This window comes from Uruburuella suis (genome assembly GCF_004341385.1).
GTDB classification, from domain to species: Bacteria; Pseudomonadota; Gammaproteobacteria; order Burkholderiales; family Neisseriaceae; genus Neisseria; species Neisseria suis.
In genome coordinates this window covers 1-11,009 of sequence record NZ_SLXE01000051.1, presented here as the reverse complement: position 1 = coordinate 11,009, position 11,009 = coordinate 1, and the positions used below count along the sequence as shown (strand labels likewise).

Annotated in this window: 10 protein-coding genes; 5 read left to right on the top strand and 5 right to left on the bottom strand. The window is 56.7% G+C overall.

What is annotated here, in order from left to right; all coding sequences use genetic code 11:
- Positions 1–191 (top strand): hypothetical protein (locus EV680_RS12050; RefSeq protein WP_207894346.1); only part of this gene is annotated, 191 nt, incomplete at its 5' end.
- A 14-nt stretch (positions 192–205) separates the two neighbouring features.
- Here the strand turns inward: EV680_RS12050 and recB are convergent.
- A complete protein-coding gene (gene recB / locus EV680_RS11530; protein WP_132954892.1) occupies positions 206–3,844 on the bottom strand; it encodes an exodeoxyribonuclease V subunit beta in 3,639 nt (1,212 codons plus the stop codon).
- Positions 3,845–3,964: 120 nt separating this feature from the next.
- Between recB and EV680_RS11525 the strand changes: the two genes are divergently transcribed.
- Entirely contained in the window at positions 3,965–5,197 is a 1,233-nt protein-coding gene (locus tag EV680_RS11525; protein ID WP_243650409.1) for an MFS transporter, read from the top strand.
- 130 nt (positions 5,198–5,327) lie between these two features.
- Entirely contained in the window at positions 5,328–5,858 is a 531-nt protein-coding gene (msrA, locus tag EV680_RS11520) for a peptide-methionine (S)-S-oxide reductase MsrA (protein ID WP_132954891.1), read from the top strand.
- A gap of 21 nt (positions 5,859–5,879) precedes the next feature.
- Here msrA and EV680_RS11515 read toward each other — a convergent pair whose 3' ends face one another.
- Positions 5,880–6,122: a hypothetical protein gene (locus EV680_RS11515; RefSeq protein ID WP_132954890.1), complete on the bottom strand. Its 243-nt coding sequence runs from the start codon at positions 6,120–6,122 to the stop codon at positions 5,880–5,882.
- Here EV680_RS11515 and EV680_RS11510 point away from each other — a divergent pair.
- Together EV680_RS11510 and recN are read left to right on the top strand one after the other, a co-directional pair.
- A complete protein-coding gene (locus tag EV680_RS11510; RefSeq protein ID WP_132954889.1) occupies positions 6,106–6,996 on the top strand; it encodes an NAD(+) kinase in 891 nt (296 codons plus the stop codon). The two genes, EV680_RS11515 and EV680_RS11510, sit on opposite strands and share 17 nt — an antisense overlap.
- A 416-nt stretch (positions 6,997–7,412) precedes the next feature.
- Positions 7,413–9,071: a DNA repair protein RecN gene (recN, locus tag EV680_RS11505; protein ID WP_132954888.1), complete on the top strand. Its 1,659-nt coding sequence runs from the start codon at positions 7,413–7,415 to the stop codon at positions 9,069–9,071.
- A 429-nt stretch (positions 9,072–9,500) separates the two neighbouring features.
- Here recN and EV680_RS11500 read toward each other — a convergent pair whose 3' ends face one another.
- The 3 genes from EV680_RS11500 to EV680_RS11490 all read right to left on the bottom strand — a co-directional run bounded on the left by EV680_RS11500 (position 9,501) and on the right by EV680_RS11490 (position 10,823).
- Positions 9,501–9,791: a hypothetical protein gene (locus tag EV680_RS11500; protein WP_132954887.1), complete on the bottom strand. Its 291-nt coding sequence runs from the start codon at positions 9,789–9,791 to the stop codon at positions 9,501–9,503.
- Positions 9,788–10,195 carry a phage holin family protein gene (locus EV680_RS11495; RefSeq protein WP_132954886.1) on the bottom strand — a complete coding sequence of 136 codons (408 nt, stop codon included), beginning with the start codon at positions 10,193–10,195 and terminating at the stop codon, positions 9,788–9,790. The genes EV680_RS11500 and EV680_RS11495 overlap by 4 nt, the downstream gene beginning before the upstream one ends.
- A gap of 256 nt (positions 10,196–10,451) precedes the next feature.
- Positions 10,452–10,823, bottom strand: a complete 372-nt coding sequence (locus tag EV680_RS11490) for an ElaB/YgaM/YqjD family protein (protein WP_132954885.1) — start codon at positions 10,821–10,823, stop codon at positions 10,452–10,454.
- Positions 10,824–11,009 lie beyond the last annotated feature (186 nt).

Genomic DNA, 11,009 nt, shown 5'->3' with positions numbered 1-11,009 from the left:
ATTGTGATGTGGCTACCTTTATGACAAGTAATTGTGAACAGACCCTAGGGTCTGTTCACAATTCATCCGCGAGTAAGATTTTGAGCGCAAAAGCGCGCTTGCAAGGCGAAAAGCGCAGCAAGGTTGGACACCTTGCGAGCATTTTCAACGCGACAGGCGCGTTTTTGAACCAAAAGATTGCCACGAGATGAATGGTGAGCAGACCCTAAAGCCATGCGGCCAAATCGGCGGTGTCGATATCCCATGCCCACACGCCTTTGCCGCTGCCGTCCATCCCGCGCAAAAACAGATAGCGCACGGCGATACGCGGCAAGGCCTGCCCGCGCAGCTTGAAATAGCGCGCAACGGCAATCGCGTAAATCAGCGCTTGCAGATAATAATGATGCGCAGCCATGGCTTCGTTCATGGCTTCTTGGTGGTAATCCGATTCGTGCATGCCCAGATGATTGGATTTGTAGTCGATGATGCACACTTGGCCGTCGGCGTCTTGATACACCATGTCGATAAAGCCGTTGAGATAGCCTTGCAGATCTTGAAAAGCCAGCCATTGCGCCGCAGCAATGCAGGCGGCGGGCAGCTTGAGATGCGGGCCGGCAAACCAGGCGCGCAAGTGATCGAGCCGGAAATCGTGCATATGCAGGGTAAACGCCATTTCGGGCAGGCGGCGGGCGGCGGGCTGCGCGGCTAAAGTGTGGCTGCCGGTGAGCGGTGTGAGGCGGGCGGCATCGAGCATGCCGTTTGCCGCTTCCAGCCAGCTTTCGTCAAAGCCGTAGCGCGTTAAGGCTTGACGGGCGGCTTCGCTTTGCTCGGCGGCCGGTCGGCTGAAATCGAAATGCTCGAGCAATTCGTGCAAACACACACCGGCATGTGCGCCGCGCGGAAAATGATAAATATCGTGCGGATTATCAGCAAGGCTTGCAAGGCTTTCAGACGGCCTCTCGTCAGACAAGGCCTCAGCCGGATCGATGGCCGGCTGCAATTCCTCGCGCGCATCATCGCGTGTGTGCACATGGCGGCTCAGGCCGGTGAAGCTGGTGTGGCGGATAAATTCAAAGCTGCGTGCGGGCATGGCGGCGGCTTGATAATGGCCGTCTGAAAAGCCGGCGACAGGTGCGCGGGCGATTTCGGGCGGCGCTTCTGCGGTGAACACAAAATCGCTGTTTTCAGGCGCTTGCCCGATAAAGCGCTGCCAGTTGCGCCGCAACATCGCTTTCTCGCCCTCTGCCTTATTGGCTTTTTTCTCGGCCGCATAAGCGGCGGCGGTGTCGGCAAAGCGGCTGTCGCAGCCGCCTTCGAGCAGATAGGCAAAGGTGTTGGCGGCGGTGTTGTCGCAATGGGCGGCATAAAGCGTGAGCTGCTCTTCGGCGCGGGTGAGCGCCACATAAAGCAGGCGCAGGCGCTCGCTGGCTTCTTCTTCGGCCAATTGCTGCAAATCGGCTTCTTCAAGCTGACTTTTGGCCAGCCATTCGCTCTGATCTTGCCGGTGCAGAATCTGCCAGCTGTCGGGCTTGCCGCTGGGGGCATCCCACACAAACGGGCAATAAACCAGCGGATATTGCAGCCCTTTTGCCGCATGCATGGTGACGATTTTCACCAGCGCTTCATCGCTTTCCAGCCGCAACAAATGCGCCTCGCTGCTGCGGCCTTGTTTGGCGGCTTGGATTTCGGCCAGCAGCCATTGCTGCAAAGCGGCGGGGTTGTGGTTTTGCTCGTCTTCTTCGGCGAGCTTTTCCAAAAGCTGGTGGTAATTGGTGAGGCTGCGGCTGTTGCCGCCGGCGAGCAGGCGCGTTTCGATGCCGTGGCGCGCGGCAAATTGCTGCATGGCGGCATAAAAGCCGTGTTGCTGCCATTGCAAGGCGGCGGCCTCGGCAGAATGTATCCACTCGAGCAACGCGGCTTCATCGTAGTTGAGCGCGTAAAGCTCGGCAGCGCTTTGGCGGAACAACACGCCGCCGAGCACAAAGCGCAGCGGCTCGGTGCGCTGCGGTTGCAGCCAAAAGCCGATCAGCGCAGCCAGCGCTTGGGCTTCGGGCGCGGCAAACACCGATTCGCGGTGCAGCAGCACGCTTTGCACGCCGCGCGCCCTCAAAGCTTGGCTCACGAGGCTGCCCTCGTTATGGGTGCGCACCAGCACGGCAATCTGCCCTGATTGCAGCGGCGCGCCATCATAATTCAGGCGGCCTTCGGCGGCTTCGGTTAGCGCAGCGGCGATTTCGTCGGCGCAATAATCGGCCGCGCGGCGGCGCAAGGTGTCTTTTTTCAAAATCTGCGCATCGTCATCAATCCAGCGCACCTGAATAGCCGTGCGCGGCGGCGCTAAGCGGCTTTTTGCGCGCGCAGCATCCACGTTCGCATAATCGATATGGGGCAGCACGAAAGGCTGCGCTTTTTGCCGGAACAAAGCGCTGATACCGTTGATCAGTTGCGCGTGGCTGCGGCGGTTGGTGGCGAGCGTGTAGTGGTGTTCGGCATCTTCGGCTGCTTGCAGATAAGCGTAAATATCGGCACCGCGAAAGCTGTAAATCGCCTGTTTGGGGTCGCCCACGAGAAACAGCGGGTTGCCGTGGGCGATAAAGGTATGCTGAAAAATGGCATATTGCAGCGGGTCGGTGTCTTGAAATTCGTCGATCAGCGCCACGCGCCAGTTTTTCGCCACGGTTTCGGCCAAAAGCGCACGCTGCGGACTTTGGCTGAGCGCGTGGTGCACATCGAGCAACAAATCGTCGAAGCCGCGCTCGCGGCTGCTTTTTTTCTGCTCGGCCAGCGCATGGTTGATGTGGGTGAGCAAATCGATCTGCAAGGCAATCAGCGCGTTTTCTTCGGCCATGTTTTGCTCATCCAGATAATGGCCGAGATCGGCCAAGGCTTGCAGGCGGGCGAATGCGGCTGCATTGGCGCTTTGGCCTTTTTTGAGTTTGTCTTCCAACATGGCGGCGGAAAGCATCATCAGCTTGCCGTCTTTATCTTGCGGCAGCGTGCCGGTTGCGGCGGCGCTCATCAGCTCGGCAAACAGCTTTTCAAAGGTGTTTTTGCGGTAGATATTGCCGTTGAGCGCGGGGTGGATTTTCCAGAAAGTTTCAATCAGCTCGGGCAGCTTGGGCATAATATTTTGCCAGCTTTGCTGCAAAACCGCTTCGGCGGCGGCCAAATCCACTTCAGGCCGTCTGAAAGCCAAATAAGGGCGGCTGAGGTATTTTTGGATTTCGGCCAGCATGTTTTCGGGGGTGTAGCGGTGTTTGAACACCAAACGCGCTTTGTGCACATCGGCGGCCACTTCGGTGCGCCAGAAATCTTGCGCGGGCGTGAGTAGGCGTTCGCGTTTGTGTTCGGCCAATTCGGTGTCGAACGGCGCTTGGCAGAGAAAGGCATAATCGCGTAACAGCCGCTGGCAAAAGCCGTGGATGGTGTAGATGGCGGCGTTGTCAAACTGGCTGATGGCGGCTTTGAGGCGCACCGTCAGGCGCGGCAGATTTTCATTTTGCAAGGCGCGGTGCAGCAAATCGAAAATAAAGCCATCGGGCGGCGCATCATCGCTGTGCAGGCGATAAAGTGCGGCCAAGGCTTCGGCATCGTCCGCCGCGTGCGCGGCTTCATCGGCGCTGCCCAATATTTCCAGCGTCTGCAAGGCTTCATCGAGCCGCGCACGCAGGCGGGTTTTCAATTCGGCGGTGGCCGCCTTGGTAAACGTGACCACCAAAATCTGCTCCACCGGCATTTTTTCCAGCACAATCAGCCGTGTAAACAAGGCGGCAATGCCCCAGGTTTTACCGGTGCCGGCCGAGGCTTCAATCAGATTGGTGCCGTGAATGGGAATATCGAGCGGGTGGAAAGGCTGGGCAGTCATGATTTATGCAGAAATAAAAAGGTGGCTTATCATAACATCGAAGGCCGTCTGAAACATTTGCTTTTTCAGACGGCCTTTTATATAAAGGCAGCTTGCATAGCGCACAATAAAGAGCAAAACATGATGCAGGAAACGATAAAGCAGCGGCAGCTGTGGCTGATTGTGCTGGCCGCGGCCTCGGTGTTGATGATTACCATGGGTATGCGCATGTCGCTGGGCTTGTTTGTGCAACCGATGGTGCGCGACACGGCGCTGAGCATCGGCGGCATCAGCTTTGCCATGGCGGTAACGCAGCTGATGTGGGGTGTGTCACAGCCGCTGGCCGGTGCGATGGCCGACCGCTACGGCGCTTGGCCGGTGCTTTGGAGCGGCACGCTGCTGCTCGCTTTGGGCTGCGCGCTGGTGCCGCTGATGCCCACGCAATGGGGCATCACGCTCACCATGGGGGTGATGATTGCTTTCGGTGCGGGCGCAGGCAGCTTTTCGATTTTAATCAGCCAAGTGGCGCATAAATTGCCCGCGCGCATGCAGGGCACGGCTTCGGGCATGGTGAACGCAGGCGGCTCATTCGGGCAATTTGTGTTTGCGCCGCTGGTGCAGGGGCTGATTTTGCTGCCGGCGCTGGGCTGGAAAGGGGCGATGTATGCGCTGGCGGCCATCAGCCTTTTGGCGCTGCCGATTGCGCGCTGGCTCACGCGCGGCGATGCCAAGCCGCAAGCGCCGCTGATGGCCGCCGGCGCGCCGGGGCAATCGCTCAAGCAGGCGGTGAGGCATTCTTTTGGCGATCGCAGCTATATTCTCTTGCATTTGGGCTTTTTCACCTGCGGCTTTCACATTGCTTTTTTGGTTACCCATCTGCCCACCGAAGTGGCTTTGTGCGGGCTGCCGCCGAGCGTGGCTTCTTGGTCGCTGGCCTTGATCGGCATTGCCAATGTGGTCGGCAGCCTGATTATCGGCTGGAGTGTGGGGCGCTGGCGCAGCAAATATATTTTGTTTTGGATGTATGCTTCACGCGCCGTGTTGATCGGCGTTTATTTGATGTCGCCGCGCACCGACACCACGTTTTACCTGTTTGCCATCGGGCTGGGGCTCACTTGGCTCGCCACCGTGCCGCCCACCGCTGCGATTGTGGGCAAGCTTTTCGGCGTGCGTTATTTGGCCACTTTGTTTGGCCTCACCCTGCTTTCACACCAAATCGGCGGCTTTTTCGGCGCCTGGCTCGGCGGCTGGGCCATCAGCGCATTCGGCGATTACGGCTGGATGTGGTATGCCGATATGGCGCTGGCCGCCGCAGCGGCGCTGCTGAACCTGCCGATACGCGAGCAAAAAATCGCGCGCACCGCAGCCGCCTGAGCTGCGATAAGCAGATTGGTTTTCAGACGGCCTGAGCGCAGCCCAACCTCTTTTTTCATTTGCCGCCATTGCAATCCGGCCATGATGCACACATGATAAGCCGCATCCCACACACAAAAGGAGCCAAGCCATGTCAAACCAAACCGCCATTTTCGCCGCCGGTTGTTTTTGGTGCATCGAAGCCGTTTACAACCGCCTCAAAGGCGTGCACAACGCCACTTCGGGCTACATCAACGGCCACACCCCCGCGCCCACTTATGCAGAAGTGTGCAGCGGCCACAGCGGCCACGCCGAAGCGGTGAAAATCGAATTCGACCCCGAAATCATCAGCTACCGCACGCTCTTGGAAGTGTTGTTCACCCTGCACGACCCCACCCAGCTCAACCGCCAAGGCCACGATGTGGGCACGCAATACCGCAGCGGCATTTATTATCTCGATGAAGCGCAAAAAGCCGAAGCCCAAGCCTTTGTGCAGGAAATGGCGGCTCATTATCCGCAGCCGATTGCCACCGAAATCGCCGCCGCACAAACCTTCCACCCCGCCGAAGCCTACCACCAGCATTATTTTGCCAACAATCCGCAGGCCGGCTATTGCCAAATGGTGGTGGCGCCCAAGTTTTTGAAAGCGCGCACAAAATATGCCGATTTGTGGCGCGGATAAACCCTAGGGTCTGTTCGCATTTCATCCGTGCGTAAGATTTTGAGCGCAAAAGCGCGCTTGCAAGGCGAAAAGCGCAGCAAGGTTGGACACCTTGCGAGCATTTTCAACGCGGCAGGCGCGTTTTTGAGCCAAAAGATTGCCACGAGATGAAATGTGAACAGACCCTAAGGCCGTCTGAACACTACAAACACTTTCAGACGGCCTGAAAATGCCGTTATAATCACCTTTTTCCCAACCCTTGCCCGCCATGATCAGCCAATTCAAACACATCGGCATTGTCACCCGCCCGCAAACCCCCAAGATCGAAACCGTGCTGCACGAGCTGATCGAATTTTTGTGCGTGCAAAAGCTGCAAATCTATCTCGATGATGCCAGCGTGGCCGACGGCATCATCACCGCCGCCGACCAAGCCCGCTGCGCCATTGTCAACAAAGACACCTTGGGCAAAAGCTGCGATTTGGTGATTGTGCTCGGCGGCGATGGCACTTTTCTTTCCGTGGCGCGCAAGCTTGCGCCCTACCGCGTGCCGATGATAGGCGTAAACCAAGGCCATTTGGGCTTTCTCACCCAAGTGCCGCGCGAGCAGATGGTGAACGAGCTCACCGGCATGCTCACCGGCAAATATCTGCCCGAAGAGCGCATTTTGCTCGAAACCTCGGTGTGGCGCGACGGCAAAGCCGTGCAAACCTCGCTGGCGCTCAACGACGTGGTGCTCTCACGCGGCGGCGCCGGCCAAATGATTGAATTCGAAGTGTTTATCAACGAAGAATTCGTTTACACCCAGCGCTCCGACGGCCTGATTATTTCCACCCCCACCGGCTCCACCGCCTATTCGCTCGCCGCCGGCGGCCCCATTTTGCAGGCCAGCCTGCGCGCCTTCACGTTGGTGCCGATTTGCCCGCAATCGATGACCAACCGCCCGATTGCCGTGTCCGACACCTGCGAAATCGAAATTCTCGTGACCAAAGCCGCCGATGCCCGCCTGCATTTCGACGGCCAATCGTTTGTCGACGTGCAAAACCTCGACCGCATCAACATCCGCCGCTACCGCCACAGCCTGCGCGTGCTGCACCCGAGCGACTACCAATACTACAAAACCCTGCGCCAAAAGCTGCATTGGGGCGAGCAATTGATTTAAAGAAGCAAAGCAGGCCGTCTGAAAACATATTCAGACGGCCTTTTATCTATTAAAATCAATACACAATACAAAACAATAAGAAAAATCACACTCACTATATAAAATCTTATTTAAACTACGAAAAATCTTAGCTATAATGACTGTCGTGAAATGAAGAATAAAGCGATACAAAGCGCAGCAATACCTTAGGGTCTGTTCACAATTCATCTCGTGGCAATCTTTTGGCTCAAAAACGCGCCTGCCGCGTTGAAAATGCTCGCAAGGTGTCCAACCTTGCTGCGCTTTTCGCCTTGCAAGCGCGCTTTTGCGCTCAAAATCTTACGCACGGATGAAATGTGAACAGACCCTAGCGCTTTATTATCTATTTCACAATATCATGTTTTCAGACGGCCTCTGCGTCTATAAAAGGATTACCCATGCTGCTGGCGCTCTCCCTGCACGACTTTGTAATCGTCGAGCAACTCCACCTCGATTTCCAAACCGGCTTCACCGTGCTCACCGGCGAAACCGGAGCCGGCAAATCCATCACCCTCGATGCCATCGGCCTGCTTTTGGGCGATAAAGCCGACTACAGCCAAGTGCGCACCGGCGCGCGCGAAGCCCGCCTCTCCGCCCTATTCGACCTCACCGCCCTGCCCGCCCTCAAAGCGCAGCTGCACGAGCAAGGCCTGCTCGACGAGAGCGACGAGCTCAGCATCCGCCGCATCATCGATGCCAAAGGCAAAAGCCGCAGCTTTATCAACGGCCAGGCCGCCACCCTCGCCCAACTCAAACAAATCGGCGAGCAATTAATCGACATACACGGCCAAAACGCCCACCACTCGCTTAACCAAGAAGCCGCCCAGCGCCGGCTGCTCGATGCCTTTTCAGACGGCCTTTCCCTAGCCGAACAAGTGCGCCAACATTACCACAGCTGGCAAGCCGCCCAAAAAGCGCTCGATGCCGCGCAAAACCAAGCCGAGCAGCGCACGATTGAGCGCGAGCGGCTGCAATGGCAGCACAACGAATTGACAGCGCTCGGCCTGAATCAAGGCGAATGGGAAAGCCTGAGCCAAAGCCACGACAGCCTCGCCCACGCCGCCGATCTTTTGCAGGCAGCCGAACAAACAGGCGAATACATCAATGGCGACAACGGCATGCAAAGCGCGCTCTACCAATGCCAAAAGCTGCTCGGCAGCCTGCAAGCCATCGAGCCGCGCTTTGCCGAAAGCCTCGATATGCTCGCCAGCATCGAAGCCGAATTGGGCGAAATCAGCGCCAATATGCGCGACGTGGCCGCCCGTGTGGAAATCAATCCCGATGAATTGGCCGAACAAGAGCAGCGCATGGGCGAATTGATGAGCATGGCACGAAAATACCGCGTGGAGCCGCAAGACTTGCCCGCCAAACAAGCCGAGCTTGAAGCCGCGCTCGAAGCCCTCGAAGCCGCCGCCGACATCGCCGCCCTCGAAGCCGCCCGCGCTCAGCATGAAAACCAATATCGGGCCGCCGCCGATCAATTATCCGCCCTGCGCCGCCAAAACGCCGCCCGCCTCAGCGCCGAAACCGGCGAGCACATGCAGGATTTGGCCATGAAAGGCGCACAATTCCACATCGAGCTTTTGCCCTGCCCCCCCGCCGCCCACGGCCTTGAGCATGTGCAATACCAAGTGGCCGCCAACCAAGGCTCGCCGCTGCGCCCGCTCAACAAAGTGGCTTCCGGCGGCGAGCTCGCCCGCATCAGCCTAGCGCTGCAAGTGGTCACCAGCCAATACACCCAAGTACCGACCCTGATTTTCGACGAAGTCGACACCGGCATCGGCGGCGGCGTGGCCGAAACCGTCGGCCGCGCCCTGCGCCGGCTCGGCAAACAACATCAAGTGCTGGCCGTCACCCACTTGCCGCAAGTGGCCAGCTGCGGCGAAAACCACTGGCAAGTGCACAAACACAGCAACGGCACGCAAACCCTCAGCGAAATCAGTGTGCTTGATGCCGCCATGCGCATCGAAGAAATCGCCCGCATGCTCGGCGGCGAAACCATCACCGACACCACCCGCCGCCATGCCGAAGAAATGCTGGCGCTGGCCGCCCAATAATCTCCAACGCAAAGCCCAGCCAGCATATCCATCCAGCATATATAGTAAAATGCAAGAAAAAGTGATACAAAACTATGCACTATAACGGAGTAGGTTGGGTTGATAAACCCAACGTTTCAGACGGCTTGTCGGCTTGTTGGGTTTTCAACCCAACCTACCCGTTGTATCACTTTTTTATGCATTCCACTATAGAATGCGATAGCGCACATACCTTGTTTTCATCCAACAGCAAGGCCGTCTGAAAGATAAAGTTTCAGACGACCTTGATTTTTTATAGCAGAACGTTGTAGGTCGGATACTCGTATCCGACATTCACCGCATTCCTGAAATATTGCTATGCAAAGGCCGTCTGAAAAAGTTTCAGACGGCCTTTTGCACCTGACCTTACAACAGCCGCAAGCAAAGCTGAGCTTGATTCAGCGGCAACAATCAGCGCGAGCCGCTGTGTCCGCCGTCGCGCCACAGCTGCCACAAAAGCAGCGCCGCCGCGGCCGCAATGCGGTGTTTCCAGCGCAGCGGCAGGAAAACGCTGTTCCACAAAAGGTGGCCGGAAGGCAGGCCGTTGGCCAAGCCCACGGCTTTGCTGAAATTGGCATCCAGCAGGCTTTGTTGCTCGGCAGCACGGCGCTTTTGCAAATATTCGGCCGCGATTTTCAGCCGCGCAAGCTGCGCCTGTATTTCCAAAAGCTCGCGCTCTTGCTGATAAGTATAACGGCTCATAACGGCTCCTCATCATTGCGCTTGGCTGTGGCCTGCTGCCCGCGCAAATAGGCGATATCTTGCTGCATATCGTGCAAAGTGGCGGCAATTTGGCGGCTTTTCTGCTGCCAGCTGCTCATAATCCAAGCAGCCAATGCGGCAATGCCGAGCAGGCAGGCCAAGGCGATGCCGAAAAACACCCAGATTTTGGCTTCGGCACCCAATGCGCTGTCGAGGCCGAAGAGCAGGCTGATCATGCCGAATGAAAACAGCGCACCCGCAAACACAATAGCGGCGATGATTTTCAAGATGGTGGTGGCCTGATCGTTCAAATCCAAGCCTAAAATGCGCAAACGCAGCAGCAGCAAATCGGCGCCTTGATGCAGCAGCACTTTATAGTGATTGATGTTTTGCCTTAAATTCATATCCGCCCCTGTATGCAGCCGAAAGTCAGGCCGCCCTGTTGATGCCAGCTTGAAGCAAGGCGATGCAGGCGGCTTGTCAGTCATGTCATACCAAACCTAAAAAACAACTGAAAGCACTGCTCCGCATTGGCGCATTTTTGTGCGCACTTCGGTTTACCGCCTTGTTATCTGTGTTTTAGGTTTGGTATCAGTTCAGCTTTACGAAATCGGTGCAACAAGGCCGTCTGAATGTTTTCAGACGGCCTTCACCTGATGATTAACGGCGGTTGAGCAACACGCCGACCACCAAGCCGGCCAATGCGGCAAAGCCCATGGCGTAATACGGTTTTTCCTGAATCAGCTCATCGGTGCTGCGGCAGGCGCCGCGTGCTTTTTCGGCAGTGTAATGAGCGGCTTCGCGTGCGCGGTCTGCGGCTTCATGTGCTTTGGCGCTGGCAGCGGCTTCAAAATCGGCAAATTGCGATTTCACTTTGCCCAATTGCGCTTGTGCTTTGGCTTTCAAGGCTTTGGCTTCTACTGTGCCGCTTTCCACTCCGGCGTCATAAAGGTTTTCCACTTCCTGCAAAACAGAGCGCACTTCTTTCATCAAGGCTTCTTTTTGGGCTTCAAAATCTTTATCTTTACGCATGGCACTTTCCTTTTTTCGGGTAAACAACAGGCGGTGGAATTTCCCGCCCACTCTGTTTCAATATAAGCTGGTTTTCTAAAAAAATCAAGTGTTATACCAATAAAAATAAATAAGCTATAATCGCCCCATGCCTAAACTGACCCCAAAAAACCACCAACTCACCGAGCATGATTTTATCAAACTCGC